Origin of the sequence: Saccharothrix longispora, assembly GCF_030852425.1 — a bacterium.
GTDB lineage: Bacteria > Actinomycetota > Actinomycetes > Mycobacteriales > Pseudonocardiaceae > Actinosynnema > Actinosynnema longispora.
In genome coordinates this window covers 246313-268055 of sequence record NZ_NSDM01000004.1, presented here as the reverse complement: position 1 = coordinate 268055, position 21743 = coordinate 246313, and the positions used below count along the sequence as shown (strand labels likewise).

20 protein-coding genes are annotated in these 21743 nt (G+C 73.7%); 5 read left to right on the top strand and 15 right to left on the bottom strand.

The window, feature by feature from the left end; genetic code table 11:
- Positions 1 to 28 precede the first annotated feature (28 nt).
- The 6 genes from CKY47_RS12045 to eno form a co-directional block, all read right to left on the bottom strand.
- Positions 29 to 1654, bottom strand: coding sequence for a peptide ABC transporter substrate-binding protein (locus CKY47_RS12045; protein ID WP_306745808.1), 1626 nt, complete (start codon positions 1652 to 1654; stop codon positions 29 to 31).
- Positions 1655 to 1976: 322 nt separating this feature from the next.
- Positions 1977 to 2927, bottom strand: a complete 951-nt coding sequence (locus CKY47_RS12040) for a Ppx/GppA phosphatase family protein (RefSeq protein WP_306745807.1) — start codon at positions 2925 to 2927, stop codon at positions 1977 to 1979.
- A 65-nt stretch (positions 2928 to 2992) separates the two neighbouring features.
- On the bottom strand, positions 2993 to 4291 hold the full coding sequence (locus CKY47_RS12035; protein ID WP_306745806.1) for a lytic transglycosylase domain-containing protein: 1299 nt from the start codon (positions 4289 to 4291) through the stop codon (positions 2993 to 2995).
- Positions 4292 to 4494: 203 nt separating this feature from the next.
- Positions 4495 to 4992 carry a DUF501 domain-containing protein gene (locus tag CKY47_RS12030; RefSeq protein ID WP_306746014.1) on the bottom strand — a complete coding sequence of 166 codons (498 nt, stop codon included), beginning with the start codon at positions 4990 to 4992 and terminating at the stop codon, positions 4495 to 4497.
- A complete protein-coding gene (locus tag CKY47_RS12025; RefSeq protein WP_306745805.1) occupies positions 4989 to 5645 on the bottom strand; it encodes an FtsB family cell division protein in 657 nt (218 codons plus the stop codon). Before CKY47_RS12025 ends, CKY47_RS12030 begins: the two co-directional genes overlap by 4 nt.
- Complete coding sequence (gene eno, locus CKY47_RS12020; protein WP_306745804.1) at positions 5645 to 6931, bottom strand: phosphopyruvate hydratase; 1287 nt, start codon at positions 6929 to 6931, stop codon at positions 5645 to 5647. Before eno ends, CKY47_RS12025 begins: the two co-directional genes overlap by 1 nt.
- Positions 6932 to 7040: 109 nt before the next feature.
- Here eno and CKY47_RS12015 point away from each other — a divergent pair, with 109 nt between their 5' ends.
- Both CKY47_RS12015 and CKY47_RS12010 read left to right on the top strand, forming a co-directional pair.
- The gene (locus CKY47_RS12015; protein ID WP_306745803.1) at positions 7041 to 7754 is read left to right on the top strand and encodes an alpha/beta fold hydrolase; all 714 of its coding nucleotides are present in this window, start codon (positions 7041 to 7043) and stop codon (positions 7752 to 7754) included.
- An 81-nt stretch (positions 7755 to 7835) separates the two neighbouring features.
- Positions 7836 to 8213 (top strand): tetratricopeptide repeat protein, encoded by a 378-nt coding sequence (locus CKY47_RS12010; RefSeq protein WP_306745802.1) that lies wholly within the window; start codon positions 7836 to 7838, stop codon positions 8211 to 8213.
- Between the two features lie 28 nt (positions 8214 to 8241).
- On the opposite strand, the gene CKY47_RS12005 is transcribed toward CKY47_RS12010, so the two are convergent.
- Entirely contained in the window at positions 8242 to 9090 is an 849-nt protein-coding gene (locus CKY47_RS12005; RefSeq protein WP_306745801.1) for a lytic transglycosylase domain-containing protein, read from the bottom strand.
- Between the two features lie 165 nt (positions 9091 to 9255).
- Between CKY47_RS12005 and CKY47_RS12000 the strand changes: the two genes are divergently transcribed.
- Positions 9256 to 10401 carry a hypothetical protein gene (locus CKY47_RS12000; RefSeq protein WP_306745800.1) on the top strand — a complete coding sequence of 382 codons (1146 nt, stop codon included), beginning with the start codon at positions 9256 to 9258 and terminating at the stop codon, positions 10399 to 10401.
- A gap of 101 nt (positions 10402 to 10502) precedes the next feature.
- Here the strand turns inward: CKY47_RS12000 and CKY47_RS11995 are convergent, their stop codons facing one another.
- The 3 genes from CKY47_RS11995 to CKY47_RS11985 are packed head-to-tail and all read right to left on the bottom strand — an operon-like array spanning position 10503 to position 14687.
- Positions 10503 to 13673 carry a S41 family peptidase gene (locus CKY47_RS11995; protein WP_306745799.1) on the bottom strand — a complete coding sequence of 1057 codons (3171 nt, stop codon included), beginning with the start codon at positions 13671 to 13673 and terminating at the stop codon, positions 10503 to 10505.
- Between the two features lie 22 nt (positions 13674 to 13695).
- Positions 13696 to 13866, bottom strand: coding sequence for a DUF397 domain-containing protein (locus tag CKY47_RS11990; RefSeq protein WP_306745798.1), 171 nt, complete (start codon positions 13864 to 13866; stop codon positions 13696 to 13698).
- The gene (locus CKY47_RS11985) at positions 13863 to 14687 is read right to left on the bottom strand and encodes a helix-turn-helix domain-containing protein (RefSeq protein WP_306745797.1); all 825 of its coding nucleotides are present in this window, start codon (positions 14685 to 14687) and stop codon (positions 13863 to 13865) included. The genes CKY47_RS11990 and CKY47_RS11985 overlap by 4 nt, the downstream gene beginning before the upstream one ends.
- Before the next feature lie 68 nt (positions 14688 to 14755).
- On the opposite strand from CKY47_RS11985, the gene CKY47_RS11980 reads away from it, so the two are divergent.
- Positions 14756 to 14995 (top strand): hypothetical protein, encoded by a 240-nt coding sequence (locus tag CKY47_RS11980; RefSeq protein ID WP_306745796.1) that lies wholly within the window; start codon positions 14756 to 14758, stop codon positions 14993 to 14995.
- Between the two features lie 12 nt (positions 14996 to 15007).
- The gene (locus CKY47_RS11975; protein WP_306745795.1) at positions 15008 to 15574 is read left to right on the top strand and encodes a hypothetical protein; all 567 of its coding nucleotides are present in this window, start codon (positions 15008 to 15010) and stop codon (positions 15572 to 15574) included.
- 72 nt (positions 15575 to 15646) lie between these two features.
- On the opposite strand, the gene CKY47_RS11970 is transcribed toward CKY47_RS11975, so the two are convergent.
- The 5 genes from CKY47_RS11970 to mfd are packed head-to-tail and all read right to left on the bottom strand — an operon-like array spanning position 15647 to position 21728.
- Positions 15647 to 15835: a hypothetical protein gene (locus tag CKY47_RS11970; RefSeq protein ID WP_306745794.1), complete on the bottom strand. Its 189-nt coding sequence runs from the start codon at positions 15833 to 15835 to the stop codon at positions 15647 to 15649.
- Positions 15825 to 16262 (bottom strand): DUF6247 family protein, encoded by a 438-nt coding sequence (locus CKY47_RS36890; protein WP_371320655.1) that lies wholly within the window; start codon positions 16260 to 16262, stop codon positions 15825 to 15827. The genes CKY47_RS11970 and CKY47_RS36890 overlap by 11 nt, the downstream gene beginning before the upstream one ends.
- 39 nt (positions 16263 to 16301) lie before the next feature.
- Positions 16302 to 17213, bottom strand: a complete 912-nt coding sequence (locus CKY47_RS11965; RefSeq protein WP_306745793.1) for a nucleoside triphosphate pyrophosphohydrolase — start codon at positions 17211 to 17213, stop codon at positions 16302 to 16304.
- Positions 17210 to 18148 carry a SurA N-terminal domain-containing protein gene (locus tag CKY47_RS11960; RefSeq protein ID WP_306745792.1) on the bottom strand — a complete coding sequence of 313 codons (939 nt, stop codon included), beginning with the start codon at positions 18146 to 18148 and terminating at the stop codon, positions 17210 to 17212. The genes CKY47_RS11965 and CKY47_RS11960 overlap by 4 nt, the downstream gene beginning before the upstream one ends.
- A 25-nt stretch (positions 18149 to 18173) precedes the next feature.
- Positions 18174 to 21728, bottom strand: coding sequence for a transcription-repair coupling factor (gene mfd, locus CKY47_RS11955; RefSeq protein WP_306745791.1), 3555 nt, complete (start codon positions 21726 to 21728; stop codon positions 18174 to 18176).
- Between the last annotated feature and the right edge of the window lie 15 nt (positions 21729 to 21743).

Below are 21743 nucleotides of genomic sequence, written 5' to 3'. Positions count from 1 at the left end.
CGGCGGACCGGCCCGATCACACCGAGCGCTACGCCACTTCCACGGATTCGAGGTCGAGGGCGCGGAACGGGTCGAGGTTCGCGACCTTCAGCCGGTCGGACTTGCCGCCGACGGTGAACTGCGTCCACAGCGGGATGACGGGCATGTCCGGCGCCATGATCCGCTCGGCCTCCAGGTAGAGGTCGATGGCCTCCTCCTCGCTGGGGGCCTTGTCGGCCTCGGCGAGCTTCGCGTCGAACGCCGGGTTGCTGTAGAGCCCGTCGTTGGAGGACGAGCCGGTGCGGTAGAGCGGCGTCAGCCAGTTCTCGATGGACGGGTAGTCGGCGATCCAGCCCGCCCGGTACATGCCGGTCATCTCGTGCGCGTTGACCTTCTGCCGGAACTCGCCGAAGCTCGTCGACGGCACGAACCGCGCCTCCACGCCGAGCGTGTTCTTGATGCTGTTCGCCACCGCCTCGGCCCACTCCTGGTGCCCGCCGTCCGTGTTGGACAGCAGGACGATCTCCCCGGTGTAGCCGGACTTCGCGAACGCCTCCTTGGCCTTCGCCTCGTCGAACGCGCAGTAGTCGCCGCACTGCCCGGGCTTGTAGCCCTTCATCAGCGGGTGCACCCAGCCGTCGGCCGGCTTCCGGGTGCCCTCGAAGATCCGCTGCGTGATCTCCTCCCGGTTGATGGCCATGGAGATCGCGCGCCGCAGCTCCACGTTGTCGTAGGGCGGCTGGTAGAACGGGAACGCGATGGTCTGCATGTTCAGCGTCTCGCGCTGCACGACCCGGTCGCCCAGGTCCGTCTCGTACTTCTTGCCGGCCAGGGCGTTCGGCGGCAGTTCCTCCATGAAGTCCAGGTTGTTCGACACGAGGTCCGCGTAGGCCGACTCGCGGCTCTGGTAGACCTTCAGCGTCAGGTCGCGGAACTTCGGCTTGTCGTCGCCCTTGTAGTCGTCGTAGCGGGTCAGCTTGATGTCGGTGCCGACCGTGCGGGAGACGAACTTGAACGGGCCGTTGCCGATCGGGTTGGCCTCGAACGCCTTCCGGTCCTCGAAGAACGCCTCGGGCAGCGGCGCGAACACCTCGTAGCCGATGGTCACCGGGAAGACGGAGAACGGCTCGGACAGGGTGATGGTGAACTGGTGGTCGCCGTCCACCTTGAGCCCGGACATCTCCTTGACGGTCGGCGTGGGCGCCTCCTGCGGCCCGTCCGCGCCGTCCGGGTCCTTCGGGTGGACCTCGCCGTAGCCCTCGATCTGGGAGAAGAAGCTGGCGCCCTGGGTGGCGTTGGGGCCGTAGGCGGTCCAGTTCCAGGCGTCCACGAAGCTCTTCGCGGTGACCGGCGTGCCGTCGTGGAACGTCCAGCCCTGCTTGATCTTCACGGTGAAGACCTTGGAGTCCGTCGTCTCGATGGACTCGGCCATCGCGTTCGCGGGCTGCGCGTCCTCGGACCGGTACTCGACCAGGCCGGTGAACATCGGGTCGAGCGCCCGGCTGCCGCCCACCTCGGTGGTGTTGCCGGGCACGAGCGGGTTCTCCGGCTCGGTGTTGAAGATCGTGATGCCGGCCTCGGTGTTCGAGCCCGTCGGGCTCTCCTCGGCGGCGCCGCAGCCGGCCGCCACGACGGCGACCGCGAGTGCTGCGGGGACTAAGCGTGCACGTGACATGGGTCCTCCCACCTGTTCGGGTGTGACCGAGCAGAGTCGACCGCTTCCACAGCGTGGGAGGGACGGTATTCGCGCCGTGGTCGGGGTCACATGGGTGACCGGGTCACGACCTGATCACGGCCGATCCCAGTTGACAGTTGTCCCGGCGGGCGCCGAAGTCGATCAGCGGACAACCCGAAGGCGTCGGCCTTGATCGATGATCACGGTCTCGACCAGCGGGGACGTGACCACTGTCAGGCCGGTCCGTCGACACCGGACAACGTCCGGCACCGGCCGCCGGCACCCGGACGACCGGTGCGCGGGCGGTGCCCGCCGGGGTCGCTCAGGACACCGAGAACGCGATCCCGTCGAGGATGTCGTGCTCGCTCGCCACCAGCTCGGTCACGCCGTGCCCGGCGAGGTGGTCGGCGAGGGCCCGCACGATCAGCGCGCCGCCGTTGACGACGTCCACCCGGCCGGGGTGCATCGGCCCGAGCGCGGCGCGCCGGTCGTGGTCCATCGCGAGCAGCCGCGCCGTCGTCTCCCGGATCTGGTCGACGGTGAGCCGGGCCAGGTGGATCGCCTCCGGGTCGTACTCCGGCAGCTCCTTCGCCAGCGCGACGAGCGTGGTGACGGTGCCCGCGACGCCGATCCACGTGCGGGCGTCACCGGTCGGCACGGCGTCGAACGCCTCGCCCAGCACGTCCCGCACCACCCGCACCGCGTCCTCGACCTGCCGCTCGGTGGGCGGGTCGTCGCGCAGGCACCGCTCGGTGAGCCGGACGCACCCGATGTCCACCGACCGCGCCGCGGCGACCGACCCCGCCACCCCGTCCCACGTGCCCAGCACCAGTTCCGTCGAGCCGCCGCCGACGTCGGAGACCAGGAACGGGCCCTCGTCGGGGTCCAGGTCCGACACCGCGCCGGTGAACGAGAGCCGCGCCTCCTCGTCACCGGTGATCACCTCGGCCTCGGCGCCCAGCACCTCGCGCACCATGTCGAAGAAGGCGTCGCGGTTGCGCGCGTCCCGGGTCGCGGAGGTCGCCACCATCCGCACCCGCTCGGTCCCCTTGCGCCGCAGCACGGCCGTGTAGTCGACCAGCGCGGCCCGGGTGCGGGCGATCGCGTCCGGGTGCAGCTCACCGGTGGCGTCGACGCCCTGGCCCAGCCGCACGACGCGCATCTCCCGGTGCACGTCCCGCAACCACCGCCCGCCACCGTCCGAAGTGGTCACATCGGCCACCAGCAGGCGGATCGAGTTCGTCCCGCAGTCGATCGCGGCCACACGCGCCATGCCGGCTACCTCCACGCACTCGGTGCTCGACCGGCAAGCCTAGTGCGCGGGCACGGCGACGGTCGTCAGGCGGGCTTCATCGAGGACGTGACCGACGGCGCGGAGTTCGACCCCGCCGACGAGGAACCGGCCGAGGACGACCCCGCCGGGGAGGAGCCGACCGACGAGGAACCCGGCGCCGCGTCCGACGAACCGGCCGGACCGGTCGTGGTGCCCGGCGTGCTCGCGGCGGTGGTCGTCGTGGTGGTCGTCGTGGGGGTCGGGCAGTCCGGCGGGACCGCGGTGGTCGTCGTCGGGGCGGTCGTCGTCGTGCTCGTGGTGGTCGTCGTGCTGGTGGGCGTGGTCGGGCAGGTCGGCGAGGTCGTCGTGGTCGTCGTGGTCGTCGTGCCCGTCGGCGTGATCGTGATCGTGGTGCCCGGGTTCGTGGTCGTGCCGGGCGCCGTGGTGGTGGACGTGGCCGGCGGGTTCGACGTGCCCGGCGGGTTCGACGTGCCCGGCCGGGTCGTGGAGCCGCCGCCGGGGCTGGTGGTGGAGCCCTCGTCGTCGTCCGGGAGGTAGTCCTCGTCCGAACCGACCAGGTCGGGCAGCGGCGTGACGCCGTTGGCGTACAGGTCCGCCCAGTACAGGACGGTGGCGACGTACTCGTTGGAGTGGTTGTAGCGGAACACGGACCGGGCCCGCTGCTCCGGGTCGCCCACGTCCGCGCCGTCCGCGCACAGGTAGTTGCCGGCGCCGATGGTCGCGTCGTAGATGTTGTTCGGGTCGCTCTTGCCGTCCTCGTTGCCGTCGGCGGCGTACCCCGCCCACGTCGACGGGATGAACTGCATCGGGCCGACGGCCCGGTCCCACGTGCGGTCGCCGTCGTACCGGCCGCCGTCGGTGTCCCGGATCGCCGCGATGCCGGGGCCGCCGTCGAGGACGGGGCCGAGGATCGGGTTGACCGTGTCGCCGTTCTCGTTCACCCGGCCGCCGCGGGCGTGGCCCGACTCGATGCGGCCGATGCCCGCCAGCAGCGACCAGTCGAGGTTGCAGCCCGGCGTGGTCTCGGCGAGGCGGTCGGCGGCGCGCATGTACGCGTCGAGCATGACGCCGGGGATGCCGTGCTGGCCCTCGCGGAGGAAGCCGCCCTCCAGCGGGGGCAGGTCGTCCTCGAACTCGGACGGGTCGTCGGCGTCCGCGAGCAGCGACGCGGACAGCTCGTCGGCCTCCGGGAGGCGACCGCCGGCGCCCAGCGAGCCGCGGTCCAGGGCGAGGGTGCCCAGGACGTCACCGGGGCCGGGCGGGATGGCCTCGATGTCGGACCCGCCGGACAGGGCCACCCAGTCCACGGGGTTCATCCCGTGCAGGAGCGTGGGCACGAGCATCGCCCCGACCGCCGCCGACGCGAAGCCCCACTGACGTGGTGTCAGCGTGCCCCGCCGGACCCCCGTCCGCTTGCGCGCGCGTCGCCTCGATTTCGGCACAGCCACGAACTCCCCATCGCCTCGTCACCCGGCCACGACCCAGCCTGCCTGATCCGAACGGCGGTGTCACGGGTGAGCACCGGCTTTGTGCCCGGCAGCTGCCCTTAGGGGCGGTTTTTCACCGTTGACGAGCAATCCCCGCTCGGCCACCACTCGGCCAGCCGCTCCAGGGCCTCGTCGCCGAACGGGTTGACCCCCGGCCCGGCGGCCAGGGCGTGCGCGACGTGCACGTGCAGGCACTTGACCCGGTCCGGCATGCCGCCGGCCGTGACGGTGGTGCCGAGCGGCTCGATCGCGTCCCGTTCGGCCAGGTACAGCTCGTGCGCGCGCCGGTAGCGCCGCGCCAGGTCCCCGTCGGTCGCCAGCCGGTCCGTCATCTCCTTCATCAGGCCGGCCCCTTCGAGCCTGCTGACGTAGGAGTTCAACCGGGAGCAGGTCAGGTAGTACAGCGTGGGGAACGGGGTGCCGTCCTCCAGCCTGGGGCTGGTCTGCACGACCGCCGGGTGCCCGCTCGGGCAGCGCGCGGCGATCTCCCGCATGCCGCGCGGCGCGCGCCCCAGCTGGGCCGCGACCGCCGCCCGGTCCTCGTCGCCCACCGTCATCGTGCCGCCGCCGAATCCCACAACTGCTCGTACCACGCCTTGTCCTCGGCCGGCTCGGTCGCCGGGCGCCGTTCTTCCAGTTCGCGCTCCGCGTCGCCGGGGAGCTGCACCACGTAGGGCGTCTCCCCCGGTCGCACGTAGTGCAGCCGGCGCCGCGCCTCGGCCTCGACGTGCGCGGGGTCGGCCAGTTCCTGCTTGCGCTGCTCCAGCTGGGCGACCTCGGCGCGCAGGGTCTCCTGCGAGGCGGTGACCTCCCGCAGCTCCTCGCGCTGGGCGAGGTAGGTGCGCAGCGGCACGGCGATGCTCAGCGCCAGCGCGCACACCACCATGGCCAGCAGGGCGGCCCGGCGGGTGCCGGTCATGCCGAACGCGCCGCCCGTGCCCGCGCCGGCCCGGCTGCGGGCCCTCGACTGCGGCCTGCGGGCCGCCGGCCTGCCCCCTGCCTTCGCGGGACCGGCCTTCGCGGCGCCGGCCTTCCCCCGACCGGTGGCCGAGCGCCCCGCGCCCTTGCCGGACGCCGCGGACGCGCCGCCCGTGCCCTTGCCGGACGCCGCCTTGCCGGTCGTGCCGTCCCCGGCGCGGCGCGCGCGGGCAGGGCGCGACCCCCGCACGGCGTCAGGGCCGCGGCGGGGGTCGCGCTCCCGTGCCGACATCAGCCCTCCGGCGTGTACCGCGGGAAGGCCAGGTCACCGGCGTAGCGAGCCGCGTCGCCCAGGGCCTCCTCGATGCGCAGGAGCTGGTTGTACTTCGCGGTGCGCTCGCCGCGCGCCGGGGCACCGGTCTTGATCTGGCCCGCGCCGACGGCGACCGCGAGGTCCGCGATCGTGGTGTCCTCGGTCTCGCCCGACCGGTGGGACATCATCGACTTGTAGCCGTACGACGTGGCCAGCGCGACCGCGTCCAGCGTCTCGGACAGCGTGCCGATCTGGTTGACCTTCACCAGCAGCGCGTTGGCCGCGCGGCGGGAGATGCCCTCCTCCAGCCGCTCCGGGTTGGTCACGAACAGGTCGTCGCCGACGATCTGCACGCGCTCGCCCAGCTCGGCGGTCATCCGCACCCAGCCGTCCCAGTCGTCCTCGGACAGCGGGTCCTCGATCGACACCATCGGGTAGGCGTCGACCAGCTCGGTGTAGTAGCCGGTCATCTGCTCGGCGCTGCGCTTGGTCTTCTCGAACGTGTAGGCGCCGTCGGAGTAGAACTCCGTGGCGGCCACGTCCAGGGCCAGCGCGATGTCGCGGCCGGGGGTGAAGCCGGCCTTCTCGATCGCGACCAGGATCAGGTCCAGCGCGTCGCGGTTGCTCGACAGGGAGGGCGCGAAACCGCCCTCGTCGCCCAGGCCCGTGCCCAGGCCCTTCGACTTCAGCACCGACTTCAGCGCGTGGTACGTCTCGGCGCCCCAGCGCAGGGCCTCGCGGAAGCTCTCCGCGCCGATCGGCGCGATCATGAACTCCTGGATGTCCACGTCGGTGTCCGCGTGCGCGCCGCCGTTGAGGATGTTCAGCATCGGCACCGGCAGGATGTGCGCGTTCGGGCCGCCGATGTAGCGGAACAGCTCCAGGCCGCTGGACGCCGCCGCCGCCTTCGCCACGGCCAGCGACACGCCGAGGATGGCGTTCGCGCCGAGGCGGGACTTGTCCGGCGTGCCGTCCAGGTCGACCAGCTTCTGGTCCACCACGCGCTGCTCCACGGCCTCGATGCCGGCCAGCTCGGGGCCGATCTCGTCGAGCACCGCCGTGACCGCGCGCTCGACGCCCTTGCCCAGGTAGCGCTTGGCGTCGCCGTCCCTCAGCTCGACCGCCTCGTGCTCACCGGTCGACGCGCCGGACGGAACCGCGGCGCGCTCCAGCGTGCCGTCGTCCAGCGCCACCTCTACCTCGACGGTCGGGTTGCCTCGCGAGTCCAGGATCTCGCGGGCGCCGACCTGCTCGATGACCGCCACGTGCGCTCCCTCGTCAGACCATCTCTGTATCGGTGCCGAGCCTAGTTGGTGCAAGGTGTGGGAAAACCCCGGCTCCGCCGTGGCGGCCGTGTTCACGGGAGGTTACGTCTTGGTTCACGTCTCACGGGGCGGTTCGGGACCGCTGCTGGTGCTGCTGCACGGGCTGGGCGCCACGGGCTCGGTATGGCGCTCAGCTGCGGAAACGTGGCCCGGGTCGTGGCTGGCGGTGGACCTGCCGGGGCACGGCCGCTCGGCACCGCCGGCCCGCTGCTCGTTCGGGTCGTTCGCCGCGGCGGTGGCGGCCGCGGTCCCGCCGGGCCCGGTCGCCGTGCTGGGGCACTCGCTGGGCGGCGTGGTGGCGCTGGCGCTGGCGAGCGGGTGGTTCGGCGTGGACGTGCGGGCCGCCGCCGGGCTCGGGGTCAAGCTGCGGTGGACCGACGACGAGCTGGCGCGCGCCGCGTCGCTGGCCGCGAGGCCGCCCCGCGTGCTCCCGACCCGCGAGGAGGCGGCCGACTGGGCGTCGAGGCTCGCGGGCGTGCCGCTGGACGACGGCGTGGTCGAGGTGGCCGGCGGGTGGCGCGCGGCGCTGGACCCGGCCGCGTTCGGGGTCGGCGCGCCGGACGTCGACGGGCTGCTCGGCGCGGCCCGCTGCCCGGTGCTGCTGGCCGCCGGCGAGGACGACCCGATGTGCCCGCCGGACCACCTGCGCGCCGCCCAGCCGGATGGGCTGGTGCTGCCGGGGGTGGGCCACAACGCCCACGTGGAGCGGCCCGCGTCGATCACCCCGGTGCTGTCCTGGCTGCACGACGCCCTGCTCGCGTGACGCGGCTCGCGTGACACGCCGTCCCGTCATCCGGTCGGCTGTCGTACCGCGACCGGATGCGCGGGTAGCGTTGATCGGACCATGACGGACAGCACCTTCGAGGCGTTCCGCCGAGCCGAGGCGCTGCTCGCGGAGCGCCGACCCCTGGAGGCGCTGCGCGAGCTCCGCATCGTGCTCGAAGCGGCGCCGGAGCAAGCGGGCGTGCAACTGCTCGCCGGTCGGGCCTACCTCGGGTCGGCCCAGTTCGCGCGCGCCGAGGAGGCGTTCCGCAAGGTCCTGGAGATCGACCCCAGCGACCACTACGCGCGCTTCGCCCTCGGCCGGACCCTGCAACGGCAGAGCCGCCTGCCGGAGGCGTTGACGCAGCTGCGGATGGCGGCGGCGATGAACCCGACGCCCGAGTACCAGGAGGCGCTGGGCGAGGTGAGCGCCCGCCTCGCGGTCGAGCGCGACCGCTAGCCCGCCCGCGACCGCCGGCCGGGCGGTCTCAGGTGCCGGTGCTGGCCCTGGCGTACGCCTCAGCCCCGCTGAACACGTTCTGCCCGTACTCGGTCGAGTTGTTGTAGTCGAGCACGGCCGCCCACCAGCCCGAGCCGGTGCCGAGGTCGCGACCGCCCGAGCAGAGGTAGCGGGCGGCGGCGAGGGCCGCGTCGTCGATGTTCTGCGGGTCGGGCGACGCGCCGTCGCCGTTGGCGCGGATCGCGTAGCGGGCCCAGGTCGTGGGGATGAACTGCATCGGGCCGACCGCGCGGTCCCACGTGGTGTCGCCGTCGAGCGTGCCGCCGTCCGAGTCGGCGATGGCCTTGACGCCCGGCGAGCCGTCGAGCGGGATGCCGATGATCGGCTGCGACGGCCTGCCGTCCTCGCCGAGCTTCAGGCCGCCGATGGTGCCGTGGTGCGACTCGATGCGGCCGATGCCCGCCAGGGTCGCCCACGAGATGCGGCACGACGGGTTCTGGGCGCGCATCACCAGGTCGGCGATGGCGTAGGCGCGCAGGGCGCGGGCCGGGACGTCGATCTTCCCCGACAGCGACGACGCCCACGCGGTCAGCGGCTCGACGGTGCCGGTCTCCGCGGGTGACGCCTGGCCGGTGACGGGGACCTGACCGCCGGTGCCCGGCGCGGACGCGCCCGGCTCCACCTCCAGGAACGGCACCGGGAACGGCGGTTCGGCGCCGGGGCGCGGGGCGGAGCGGTTCAGCGCGCCGAGCGCCCACGCGCCGCCCGCCACGACGGCGATCAGCAGCAGCACCAGCGACAGGCGCCCGACGAGGTTGCCGACGTGACCGCGCGGACGCGGTTCCGGCTTCGGCTTCGAGGGCGGCGGGACGACCACGGCACCCAGGCTACGTGCTCGTTCACCCTTTTCGGCGGACATCACGTGGCGGTCTGCGTCGAACGACCGGAATGCCTGGTCAAGGCCCCTTCGCCCGTTGGACGGGGCAGCGCGGGCCCGCCCGATCCCGGTAAGCCCCCGTCAACGCTCCGTGAGGGGACCGCCGTGCACCCCGCCGACGGGCTCGTCGGACCGCGCGCGTGGTCGGAGGCGGCTCTGGTCGTCGGCATCCTGGTGGCCTTCCCGGTCGTCGTCGCGGTGGTGCGCTCCACCACCACAACGAGGACGTTCGAGCGGCGGGAGGCGTTCGCCGGCGGCACGTCGCCGCTCGCCGTGGCCTTCGTCACCGGCGCGCCGGGCGTGCGCGGGGCGACCCCCTGCCCCCGCCCCGACCGGCCGCCTCCACCGCGTCACCCGATCCGCCGCCCCGCTCCCGGAGAGACCGGCTCGGTCGGCCCCGGCTCGGTCGGCCCCGGCTCGGTCGGCCCCGGCTCGGGCGTACCCGATTCGGGCGTACCCGGCTCGGGCGTACCCGATTCGGGCGTACCCGGCTCGGGCGTACCCGATTCGGGCGTACCCGGCTCGGGCGTACCCGATTCGGGCGTACCCGGCTCGGGCGTACCCGATTCGGGCGTACCCGGCTCGGGCGTACCCGATTCGGGCGTACCCGGCTCGGGCGTACCCGGCTCGGGCGTACCCGGCTCGGGCGTACCCGGCTCGGGCGTACCCGGCTCGGGCGTACCCGGCTCGGGCGTACCCGGCTCGGGCGTACCCGGTTCCGTCGTCGGCGCGCCGGGGTCCGGCCCGGTCGTGCCCGGGGGCGTCGGCTCGGTCGTGCCCGGCGCGCTCGTCGGGTGGTCCGGCGAGAGGCCCGGCAACGACGGCCTCGGCGGGACCGACGTCGTGCTCGTCGGTCCGGCCCCCGTCGGCGGGGACGGCGGCGACGGGAACGTCGGCAGCACCACCGTCCACGGCGCCGCCGGGTCCGGTGGCCGCCCCGGCCGCGGCTCGTCCGTGCGCCGCGGCTCGTCGGGCCGCGGCCACGCGGTCGGCTCGGGCCTGCCCCGCTGGACCTCCCGCCGGTCCGCGGGCGCGCCCGTCACCTCTTCCCACGGCGCGGGCGGCACGCCGGGCCGCGTGCTCACCGGCGCGTGCCGGCCGCTCGCCGGCACCGCGCCGACCACGTCACCCGCGGGCGGGGCGGGCCGGTCGACGGTCGCCAGCAGCGCCGCCAACCCGCCCGCCGCCGCCAGCGGCAGCAGCACCACCGCCGCGAAGCACCCGCGCCCCGAGCGCGGCAACGACCGATGACTCAACCCGACCCCCCGACGACGAACCCACGTGCTGTCCATTGGTCGGTCCGGGACCGGTGGCCGCAACCACCACGGGATCACGCGCCCGGGTGGTTTCGATCAACCGAGCGGCGGGAGCTGCGGCGGAGTGGCGGCCGGTCGGGTCTCCAGCGCCTCCAGCGCCAGCCGCACGGCCGTGTCGAGCTGCGGGTCACGACCGGCCACCCGGTCCTGCGGCGTGATCACGACCTCCACGTCCGGGTCCACGCCGTGGTTCTCCACGCCCCACCCGGGACCGGCGAACCAGGTGGCGTAGCGGGGCTGCGTGACCAGCGTGCCGTCGACCAGGTGGTACCGCATGTCGATGCCGATCACCCCGCCCCACGTGCGGGTGCCGACGACCGGCCCGATGCCCATCTCCTTGATGGCCACGTTGACGATGTCGCCGTCGGACCCGGCGAACTCGTCCGCGATGGCCACCACCGGCCCGCGCGGCGCGTCGCCCGGGTAGCTGTCCGCGGTGGTGTAGCCGCGCGCCACGGACCAGCCGATGATCCTGCGCCCGAGCTTCTCGACGACCAGCTCGGACGTGTGCCCGCCGCCGTTCTCCCGCACGTCGAGCACCACCGCCTCGCGCGCCAGCTCGACCCGCAGGTCGCGGTGCAGCTGCGCCCAGCCCGCGCCCATCATGTCCGGCACGTGCAGGTAGCCCACCCGCCCGTCGGACAGCTCCCGCACGCGCGCACGCCGGTCGGCCACCCACGCGTGGTAGCGCAGCGGCTCCTCGTCCTCCAGCGGCACCACCACGACCCGGCGGGGCTCGCCGCCGCCGCCGGGGCGCACCGTCAGCTCCACCGGCTTGCCCGCCGTGCCCACGAGCAGCGGCGCGGGACCGGTGCGCGGGTCCACCTGCCGCCCGTCCACGGCGACGATCGAATCGCCGGCGCGCACCGCGACACCCGGCGCGGCCAGCGGCGAGCGGGCCGCCGGGTCCGAGGTCTCCCCCGGGATCACCCTGGTCACCCGCCACGCGCCCGACTCGTCGCGCGCCAGGTCCGCGCCGAGCAGCCCCACCGCGCGACCGCGCGTGCCGTGCGCCGGGATCACGTAGGCGTGCGACGTGCCCAGCTCGCCCTGCACCTCCCACAGCAGGTCGAGGAGGTCGCTGTAACTGCCCAGCCGGTCCACCAGCGGCCGGTAGCGCTCCAGCACGCCCTCCCAGTCCACGCCGCCCATGTCGGTGCGCCAGAAGTTGTCCCGCATCAGCCGGCCCGCCTCGGCGTACGCCTGCCGCCACTCGGCGGCCCGGTCCACCACGACCCGCACGCGGGACAGGTCCACCTCGACGGAGTCGCCGTCGTCCGGGTCGACCTTGCGGTCGGCGGGCACGACCCGCAGGTCGCCGCCGTCCCGCACGACGACCCGCTGCCCGTCCCCGGTCACGTCGAACGCGTCCAGGCCGTCCACCAGCACCTCGGTGCGCGACTTGGCCAGGTCGAACCGCTCCAGCACCGCGCGCGGCGGGCGGGCGCCGCTCGGCAGGTCGTCGCCGAGCACCCCGCGCAGCGGCGAGCGCAGCCACAGCAGGCCGCCCTTGACCGCGGTCAGCCCCGCGTAGCTGGCCGCGCCGACCGGCACCGCGACCACCCGGTCGGCCAGGCCGTCCAGGTCGACCACGGTGATCGGGTTCTCGTCGTCCTTGTCCTTGTCCTTGTCGGACGGGTCGTCGCCGACCGGCCGGCCCAGCCGCATCGGGTCGAACGGCGACGGCGTGGTCGCCGCCAGCGGCACCAGGTACGGGCGGCAGCCGGTGGGGAACGCCAGGTCGAACACGTGCGCGTCGTACACCGGGTCGAAGCTGCGCACCGACAGGAACGCCAGGTGCCGGCCGTCCTCGGTGAACGTCGGCGAGAAGTCGGAGAACCGCAGCGGCGTCACGTCCACCACGGACAGGTCGGTCGTGTTCGTCATCCGGATGTGCTGGAGCGGGCGCGGACCCGGGTGCGCCCAGGCCAGCCAGTTCGAGTCCGGGGAGAACGCCAGGTCGTCCACGTGCGGGTTCGCCCCGGCCAGCACCTCGCGGACCTCGCCCGACTCGACCTCCACCAGCAGCAGCCGCCCGTCGTGGGTGGCCACCGCGAGCCGCCGCCCGTCCGGCGAGGGGACCAGCTCCAGCACCCGGCCCAGCCTGCCGACCGCGACCCGGCGCGGCTCGTTGCCCGGCTCGACCCCGCCGACCGGCGAGAACTCCAGGCCCTCCTCGCCGTCGGCGTCGGTCACCCACACCACGGCGTCGCCCACCACGCGCGGCAGGCGGGCCCGCACGCCCGGCTGCTCGGCCAGCGCCCGCACCGGCCCGTCCCTGTGCGTCACCCAGTGCACGGTGCCGCGCACCTCCACGACGCTCGCGCGGCCGGTGCGGTCCGGGTGGAAGTCGTCGGGGCGCGAGCCGACCGGTCGCGGCCGGCGCGCCGTGCGGGGACCGCCCAGCGCGACGTCGACCCGGCGCGGCTCGGCGTCCAGCCCGTCGAGGACCCACAGCTCGCCCGCGTGCTGCCAGACGACCCGCGTGCCGTCGGTGGACGCGACGCGCGCGTAGAACTCCTGCTCGGTGTGCCGGCGCAGGTCGGAGCCGTCCGGGAGCACCGAGTACAGGCTGCCGACGCCCTCGTGGTCGGACAGGAACGCGATGCGGTCGCCCACCCACACCGGCGAGGTGAGCGACGACGTCAGCTCCGGCAGGATGCGGTCGAACTCGCCGGCGCCCTCGACGTCCACCCAGAGCTTGCCCGCCGCCCCGCCCCGGTACCGCTTCCACCACGCGGGGTCGCGGCCGTAGACGGAGGTCACGACCACCTGGCCGGCGGGGCCGAACGACACGTCGTCGACCCACCCGAACGGCAGCCGGTCGGCGGGGCCGCCGTCGGTCGGCACGGCGTGCGCCCACTTGCGGTTGCCCGACGCCTGCCCGGCGGCCGTGACGGCGACGACCTCGCCGCCCGGCGTCCAGCCGCGCACACCGGTCGAGTAGTCGCCCCAGTGGGTCAGGCGGGTCGCCGGGCCGCCGTCGACCGGCGCCAGGTGGACCTCGGGCGCGCCGTCCCGGCGGCTGGTCCAGGCGAGGTGCGTGCCGGTCGGGTCGAAGCGCGGGTGGGACACCGGGACCTGGTCGGCGGTCACCCGCCAGGCCCGGCCCCCGTCGAGGGGTGCCAGCCACACGTCGTCCTCGGCCACGAACGTGACGAGGTCGCCGTGCAGGTGCGGGAAGCGGAGGTAGGCCGGTTCGGTCACCCTCCCGACGTTAGCGCGCCGGTCACGCCCTCTTGATCCACCCCAGGAAGCTCGTCGCGGCGCCGGGGCCGAACGTCAGCACGGGCCCGGCCTGGTTCTTCGAATCCCGCACCGCCACCCGCCGGTCCACGTGCGCGACCTCCACGCAGTTGGTCTCGGTCGCGCTCCGGCTGGACTTGCGCCACTCGCTCATCGCTCGTACTCCTTCGCGTACCCGGCGATCACCCCCACCGAGTCCTCGGCACTGGCGGCGGCGGCCAGCAGGGTGGGCTTGATGTCCATGTATGCCTGAACGTCCTCGGGCTTGTCCAGGAACACGGTGGGCCGCAGGTGCTCCAGGTGCACCACCGGCGCGGTCCGGTCGAACTCCAGCAGGGCGAAGGAGCCGAACAGGCCCGGGTACCAGCCCCTCTCCTCCCGGACCACCCGCAGGGTGACGTTGGGGAGGTCGGCCACCTCCAGCAGGTGCCGCGCCTGGGCCGCCAGGACCGCCCGCCCTCCGATCGGCCTCCGCAGCACGGATTCGTCGAGGATCGCCAGGTAGTGCACGCGCGTGAGGACCCGTTGGCGGTCGAGGCGGACCTTCACCCGGGCCTCGGCGTCGGCGCGGGCCAGACCGCTCTCGACCATGATCGCGCGGGTGTACTCCCGGATCTGGAGCAGTCCCGGCACCAGGAGGGCGGTGGCGTCGGTGATGGCGGTGGCGACCTGCTCGTACTCGACCAGGGCCTTGAGCTGGCGGGGCAGGTCCGCGCCCGTGGCGAGCCAGTTGGACCGGGACGCGTCGCGGGTGAGGGCGAGCAGTTCCCGGCGCTTCGCGCCGACCACGCCCATCGCACCCAGCACCGAGGCCAGCTCGGTCTCCGTCAGGAACCGCTCGCCGCGCTCGATGCGGCTGAGCATGCTCTTGCTCGACCCGACCCGCTCGCCGAGCTGGACGATGCTCATCCCCCGCGCCTTGCGCAGGTCCCGCAGTTCCGCGCCGAGTGTCCGCGCCCGCGCGTTGCTCTCCATGAGGTCAGCCTAGGGCTACACCCAAACGTGTAGTTTCGGGAATTCCCAAGACGCACCACACTCATCTCATGAGCTACGCGATGATCAAGGGCGGCACCGACGTACGGGCCTGGGCGCGCATCCGCGACGACACGGCGATCGAGTGGGAGGCCGGCCCCGACGAGGTCGGGTTCACCATCGGCGGCCGGCACGGCCTCGAACTCCTGGTCACCGCCGCCGGCCTCCGCAACCTGGTCGCCACCGGCTCGGCCGCGCTCGCCGCGCTGGAGACCTTCCCGAACGCGACCGCCCCGGACCCGCCGGCCTGACAGGATCGCCCCGTGTCGAACGATCCCCCGATGACCTACGAGCGCGTGGCCGCCGTCCTGCTGGAGATCGGCATGATCTCCGCGGACAAGGCGCGAGCGGTCCTGGACGACCTCGCCGAGTACGCGCGGGACCCACTGGACCCGTACGGCGTCGCGTCGGCACTGGAGTCGTTCGACCTGGCGGTCAGCGTCCACGCCGACGACGTCGACTTCCTGGAGGAGTCCTACGAGCACCTGCTGGCGCGGGCGGCCGAGCTGACCGGCGGCGCGGTCACCGTCACCGCCGTCCGGCTGCACCGGGGCGAGGGCGACGTCGCCGAGGGCCCGCGCGACGACGTGCTGGGGTTCACGCGCAACGGCGAGGTCGTGACCGTCCGCGCCGAGCACTTCTCGGACGAGTACCTCGACCACCTGGCGGCCGCCGAGGCCGTGGACCACCTCTCCCCCGACGACCCGCGCAGGTTTCACGACGTCGGCTTCGACCGCGACCCGGGCCACGTCCACGAAACCGTCATCGCCCTCGCCACGCCCGAGCAGGCGCGGGCCCTGCACGAGCGCTTCGGCCTGGTCCTCAGGTGAGTCAGCAGAACGAAATCCAGGTTACGACGAGCACGTCGACCCGATCGTGATCAATGAGCAGAAGGTGCGTGATCAACCTCTGCCGGCACCGAAGTCCAGGGTGAACAGCCCTCCGCCGGGGTTGTCGGCGTTCAACGGACGGCCTCGTTCCGGCACGATCGCAAGGACCTCGAACGCCTCGACCAGAGCGGCGAGGGCTTCAGGTGGCAGCGCGTTGATCCGATCCCGGGCCCGGGGACCGATGTCGAGTTCATGAGCCACGTGCCGGTCGAGGAGTCCCGTCGAAAGCGATCGGAGCCCGAGTTCGGATCGAAGGTCCGCCCAGCTCACACTGCCCGGACGAGGAGCACCGGTACGTCGGACCCCCCGTGATGGCAGCGGCCGGTTCGCGAGCCGAGTCGGGGTCGTCCTGGGTCATCAGGGCCACCCGCCGCCACGCCTGGAGCGTGCCGCGCGGTTGGTCCGGGCGCAGCGTTCGCCGAGCGGCCGTGAGCGCGGCGTCGAAGGCGGCGTCGAACTCTGCGGCCTGTTCGGGCAGCAGTCCCGCGCGGATGGCCTCAGGTGTGCCGGACCGAGTGGCCGCCTCGTCGTCGCGAACCCACTCCGGCGCGGGCTCCAACTCGTCGGAGTCCGACGAGGCGGGTCCGCGCCGGGCAGGCTCGGGAGTGCGCGCCGCCGGGGAACTCATGACCTCGTCGTAGCGTCACCGGCCCCGAAGCCCAGGAACTTACGCGAGCCAGTGGGCGCGCCAGTCCTCGGCCGTCAGGGCACCCGTCACGCCCGCCGCGCGCGCCGACGCCTCGGCCGCCCGCACCGACGAGGCGAACCGCCGCGCCACCGCGCGCAGCTCCGTCTCCGGGTCCTCGCCGGCCAACTTGGCCAGGGCCGCCACCGCGAACAGCGTCGTCCCCGTGTCGTCGCCCTCGGGCAGCAGGTCCACCGGGAACCCGGCCCGCGCCACCCGCTGCGCGAGCTTCCCCGCCAGCGCCACCGCGGGCTGACCGGTCGCGACGCCGTCCAGGCTGGACGTCCGCTGCTTCTCGACCTGCTTCAGCTCCTCCCACCGGTGCTGCTGGGAGGACGCGTCGGTCACCTTCGGGTCGCCACCGGAGAACACGTGCGGGTGACGTCCGACCAGCTTGGCCACCAGGTCGCCGGCCACCTCGTCGATCCCGAACGGCTCCGACGGGTCCTCGGCGGCGATCCGGGCGTGGAAGAGGACCTGGAGCAGCACGTCGCCCAGCTCCTCGCGCAACGCGGCCCGGTCACCGTCCTCGATGGCCTCCAGCAGCTCGTAGGTCTCCTCCACGAGGTACTGCCGCAGCGACTCGTGGTCCTGCTCGGCGTCCCACGGGCACCCGCCGGGCGAGCGCAGCCGGTCCATCACCGCGACCGCGTCCAGCAGCGGCGACGGGGGGCCGATCACCTCCGACCCCGTCGTGGCCATCCACAGCGCGGCCGGTTCGGACGGGTCGGTCGTCAGCAGCACCGCGCCCGGCTTCAGCACGTCCGGCACCGGCACCGCGCCCCACAGCGAGGCGTCCACGCCGACCCCCGCGTACACCACCGCCGCGCTCCTCACGGCGGGGAGCGCGGCGGCGGGCAGGACCGGTGCGCGACCGAGGTGGACGACCGTCACGGGGCGATCTGGCGGGCGGTGGCCTGGTAGCCGGACAGCTCGCCCTCGCTCGGCGCCAGGGAGATCGCGGTGGTGTCCCACACGCCGTAGCGCGGGTTCACCCGGATCGACGGGTCGCCGGCCAGCTGCTGCACCAGCCGCAGGCCGATCTGCTCCAGCAGCTGCGGCGTGAGCTGCTCGGTGGACGACTCCTCGGACGACGGCCGCACGTCGGTGCGCCGCTCCTTGACGTGCGCGACGATCCACTGGGCGCTGCCCGGGTCCGGCGGGAACGCCACGACCGTGCCGGGCTCGACGCCGAACAGCGGCGACTGGGCCGACTGCGGCGACTCCGCCGAGCGCACGACCTGGTTCTCGCGACCGAGGGACTGGCCCTGCTCGCTGCGCGGCGCGGCGGCGATGAACTCGGCCATCTTCGCCGGGTCGGCCGCGACCTGCTTGGCCTTCTCGACCGCCTCGGTGTTGTCCTTGGTGAAGAAGTAGTCGAACGTGACTTCCATCCGGTCGACGTACTTGCGCGCCAGCTCGACCAGCAGCAGTTGGTCCTTGGCGCGCTCCCGGAACGTCGTCGCGTCGTAGACGGTGTTCTGCGAGGCCAGGTCGGCGCCGCCCGCCTGCTCGACGGACTCGGCCACGTCCTCCTCGGACACGGTGATGCCCTCGCGCTGGGCGGCCAGGCCGATCAGCTCGTGCTGCACGCCGAGCGTGACCAGCTGGCGGGCGACCTGGTCCAGCTTGCGCTGGTCGTGCAGCTTCCGGGCCTCGGGCTCCTTGTCGAGCACGACCTCCAGCCGCTGCTGCACCGTCTGCAGCGGCAGCACGGTGTCGCCGACGATCGCGGCCGAGCCGACCTTGGCCGGGCCGGTTCCGCAGCCCGCGACCAGCAGTGCGACGGCCGCAGCGATCAGGGTGGAGCGCCTCTGTGCAGTCCTCACGACCGGTACCTTCTCACGACGCCCGTCAGCTCCTGGTGACGGGGCTCACGGACAGCGTCTCCAGGAAGTGGGCGCACCAGTCGAGCAGCTCCTGGTCGCGCAGCTGGGGCGCGCCCATCCGGCCGCCGGCCGCGCCCTCGGTCGGGCGCGGCACGCTCACCGTCTTGGCCGCCGGCTTGTGGACCGCCTTGGGGAACAGCCGCTTCAACCGCACCAATTGGCTGTCCCGCAGGTCCAGGGGCGCGAACCGGATGGTCTGCCCCATCACGACGACCTCGGTCACCCCGTGCGCGCGGCACGTCTGGCGGAACCGCGCCACCGCCAGCAGCCGGTCCACGGGCAGCGGCGGCGCGCCGTAGCGGTCCTTCAGCTCGTCCCGCACGGACTGGAGCGCCTCCTCGTCACCGGCCGCCGCGATCTTGCGGTACGCCTCCAGCCGCAGCCGCTCGCCCGGCACGTAGTCGTGCGGGATGTGCGCGTCGACCGGCAGGTCCACCCGGACCTCGGCCAGCTCCTCCTCCAGCTCGCCGTCCGCGCCCGCGTGCCGGCGGAACGCGTCGACGGCCTCGCCGACCAGCCGCAGGTACAGGTCGAAGCCGACGCCCGCGATGTGCCCGGACTGCTCGGCGCCGAGGATGTTGCCCGCGCCGCGGATCTCCAGGTCCTTCATGGCCACCGCCATGCCCGCGCCCAGCTCGGTGTTCTGCGCGATCGTGGCCAGCCGGTCGTGCGCCAGCTCGGTCAGCGGCGACTCCGGCGGGTACAGGAAGTAGGCGTAGCCGCGGTCCCGGCCGCGGCCGACGCGCCCGCGCAGCTGGTGCAGCTGCGACAGCCCGAGCAGGTCGCCGCGCTCCACCACGAGGGTGTTGGCGTTGGAGATGTCCAGGCCGGTCTCGACGATCGTCGTGCACACCAGCACGTCGTACTCGTTCTCCCAGAAGCCCTGGATGATCTTCTCCAGCTTGTCCTCGTTCATCTGGCCGTGCGCGGTGACCACGCGGGCCTCGGGGACCAGCTCGCGGATGCGCCGCGCCGCCTTCTCGATCGTCGAGACGCGGTTGTGCACGTAGAACACCTGGCCGTCGCGCAGCAGCTCGCGGCGGATGGCGGCGGCGACCTGCTTGTCGTCGTAGGAGCCGACGTAGGTGAGGATCGGGTGCCGCTCCTCGGGCGGGGTGAGGATCGTGGACATCTCGCGGATGCCCGCCAGCGACATCTCCAGGGTGCGCGGGATCGGCGTCGCGGACATCGTGAGCACGTCGACGTTCGTGCGCAGCGCCTTGATGTGCTCCTTGTGCTCGACGCCGAACCGCTGCTCCTCGTCCACGATGACCAGGCCGAGGTCCTTGTAGCGCAGCCCCTTCTGGAGCAGGCGGTGCGTGCCGATGACGATGTCCACCTCGCCGTCGGCCAGGCCCGCGATCGTCTGCTCCGCCTCCTGCGGGTCGGTGAACCGCGACAGGCCCTTGATGTTCACCGGGAACGCGTGCATCCGCCCGACGAACGTGTTCAGGTGCTGCTGGGCGAGCAGCGTCGTCGGCACCAGCACCACGACCTGCTTGCCGTCCTGCACCGCCTTGAACGCCGCGCGCACCGCGATCTCGGTCTTGCCGTAGCCGACGTCGCCGCAGATCACGCGGTCCATCGGGACGGTCCGCTCCATGTCGGACTTGACCTCGTCGATCGCCGCCATCTGGTCGACGGTCTCGGTGAACGGGAACGCGTCCTCCAGCTCCCGCTGCCACGGGGTGTCGGGCCCGAACGCGTGGCCGGGCGCGGACTGGCGGGCGGCGTAGAGCTGCACCAGCTCGGCGGCGATCTGCTTGACCGCCTTCTTCGCCTTCGCCTTGGTGTTCTTCCAGTCGCTGCCGCCGAGCTTGTTGAGCGTGGGCAGCTCGCCGCCGACGTAGCGGGACACCTCGTCGAGCTGGTCGGTCGGCACGAACAGCCGGTCGCCGGGCTGGCCGCGCTTGGACGAGCCGTACTCCAGCACCAGGTACTCGCGGGTCGCGCCCGCCACCGTGCGCTGCACCATCTCCACGTACTTGCCGATGCCGTGCTGCTCGTGCACGACGAAGTCGCCCGGCCTGAGCGCGAGCGGGTCCACCGCGTTGCGGCGCTTGCTCGGCATCCGGCGCATGTCCTTGGTGGACGTGCCGTGCCTGCCGCCGGTCAGGTCGGTCTCGGTGAGCACGACCAGCGCCAGCCCGGGCAGCGCGAACCCGTCCTCCAGCGCGCCGCGCACCACCGTGACGACGCCCGCCGCAGGCTTGTCGGTGAGGGCGTCCGCGCAGGTCGCGCTCACGCCGGCGTCGCGCAGCTGCTCGGTGGCGCGCTGCGCCGTGCCCGCGCCGGGCACGACGAGCACGGCCGTGCCGCCGGACGCCGTGTGCGCCCGCAGGTCGGTGAACGCGCGCTCGACGTCGCCGCCGTACGCCTCGACGTGCTTGAGCTCCAGGCGCAGGACGTCGGCGCCCTCCGTGGTCAGCTGGCTGAGCGTCCACCACGGCCGGCCCGCGGCGCGCGCGGCCCCGGCCACGTCGCCGAGGTTCCGGTAGGCGCTCGCGCCCAGGTCGATCGGGGCCTTCCCGCCGCCGGCGGCGGCCATCCAGGACGCCTCCAGGAACTCCTGGCCGGTGCGCACCAGGTCGTGGGCGCGGGCGCGGATCTTCTCCGGGTCGTTGAGCACGACGTGCGTGCCCGCCGGGACGACGTCGGTGAGCAGCTGGAGCCGCCCCTCGCACAGCGCCGGGATCAGCGCCTCCATGCCCTCCGAGGGGATGCCGTTGGCGATCTTCTCCAGCATCTCGTGCAGCTGGGCGTCGGCCTCGTGCTCGGCGGCCAGCGCCTCCGCCCGCCGCCGCACGTCGTCGGTGAGCAGCAGCTCCCGGCACGGCGTCGCCGTGAACCCGGTCACCTGGTCGGGCAGCGACCGCTGGTCGGCGACCGAGAACGGCCTGATCTCGGTGACCTCGTCGCCCCAGAACTCGACGCGCAGCGGGTGCTCGGCGGTCGGCGGGAAGACGTCCAGGATGCCGCCGCGCACGGCGAACTCGCCGCGCTTCTCCACCATGTCGACGCGCGTGTACGCCAGGCCGGCGAGGTCGGTGAGCAGCTGCTCGAAGTCGTGCTCGGAGCCGACCGCCAGGTCGACCGGCTTCAGGTCGCCGAGGCCGGGGGCCATCGGCTGGATCAGGCTGCGGACCGTGGTGACGACCACCTTGAGCGGGTCGTCGCCGGGGTGGGCGAGGCGGCGCAGCACCTGGAGGCGGGCGCCGACGGTGTCCGCGCGCGGCGACAGGCGCTCGTGCGGCAGCGTCTCCCAGGACGGGAAGATCGCCACGGAACCGTGCCCGATGAGGTCGCACAGGACGTTCTTGAGGTCGTCGGCCTCGCGCCCGGTGGCCGTCACCGCCAGCACGGGCGCGCTGCCCGCCAGGGCCGCGGCGACCAGCGGCCGGGCGGCGGGCGGTCCCTCCAGCTCCAGGTCGGGGACGCCGACGGAGTCCACGAGGGCGCGCAGCGCCTTGTCGGGCAGGACTGCGGTGAGCAGGCCGGAGAGCGGGCCGGACTGGGGCATTGCGATGGCTCCCGG